Source organism: Klebsiella sp. 28, from assembly GCF_018223905.1.
In the GTDB taxonomy this organism is placed as follows: Bacteria; Pseudomonadota; Gammaproteobacteria; order Enterobacterales; family Enterobacteriaceae; genus Klebsiella; species Klebsiella pneumoniae.
Genome location: NZ_JAGRQY010000340.1, coordinates 1 through 939, shown reverse-complemented (window position 1 = coordinate 939; position 939 = coordinate 1). Strand labels below are relative to the sequence as shown.

The following is a 939-nucleotide window of genomic DNA, read 5'->3' as shown; positions in this document are numbered from 1 at the left end:
GTTGCTCAAGACTTTGCTCAACAGAACGCTGGAACTCAAGAGCCGCTTCTGTGCGCTGTTTTATGACCAGAGCGACGAGTTCATCAGGGCTTTTCTCAAGTAATGACTTTCGGTAGATAATGGACTCTTGTACTTTTTCAAGCTTTCTTGATGCAAGGGCTGATGCGTGACTTACAGGGTTGAGTTCTTCAATAAATTTTTCGAGTAGTGACTTTTTCTTCCTGTCTAATCTCAGAAGTTCGGTATGTGCCGATTTAAATTTCTTGGCTTCACTCAACGGTGAACCATCGGTTCTTATCCTGCGATATTCATCTCTGTATTCAGTCATCGTTGGATATTTTTTTAATGCTTTAATGGTGTTCATGTACTGAATTAAATCATCATTGTCTAATTTTACTTTCCTCATATATACCTCGTAAATAAAATAGTGGATATATCTATATTACGAGATATAGTGTAAGTGTCAAATATAACCGGTAAATAAGAATGATAATATTCAGATGAAAACTATATTATTTCTTCTTGATCAACATCTTCAGGATAATCAACAAAAATGCCATCTTCTGAAACAGAGATGAGATTTATCTCATCGGAGAAAGTGTTTTTCATGGCTGGATATTTAAAAAATTATTTTATTTTGTTTTTCATTATTTTTTTCGACTTCTTTTTTTTGTGATGTAGATAAATTCCTTTTAATCTCTTTCATTTTGTTTTTAAAATTAATATTATCTCTTTCATCATGCAAGGACTTCATTTTAATATATGCTTCGTCACTGAAAGGATGTAAGTTATCATCTATTTTTTCATCTAAGTAAGAAGAAAGGAAGCATCTATCAAAATAATTTTTTCTAAGCGCATCGTAAATTTTAGCACTATCAATAATTGTTTCATCTTCTGGTTCTTTTTTTATATGGTCTGTCATGTTGACTCCTCTTATTT

Annotated in this window: 2 protein-coding genes; both read right to left on the bottom strand. The window is 32.1% G+C overall.

The window, feature by feature from the left end; translation table 11 throughout:
• On the bottom strand, positions 1-406 hold a 406-nt coding region (locus KHQ28_RS28980), incomplete at its 3' end, for a DUF4756 family protein (RefSeq protein ID WP_211777822.1).
• 213 nt (positions 407-619) lie between these two features.
• Positions 620-939: hypothetical protein (locus tag KHQ28_RS28975; protein ID WP_228298325.1), on the bottom strand; the 320-nt coding region annotated here is incomplete at its 5' end.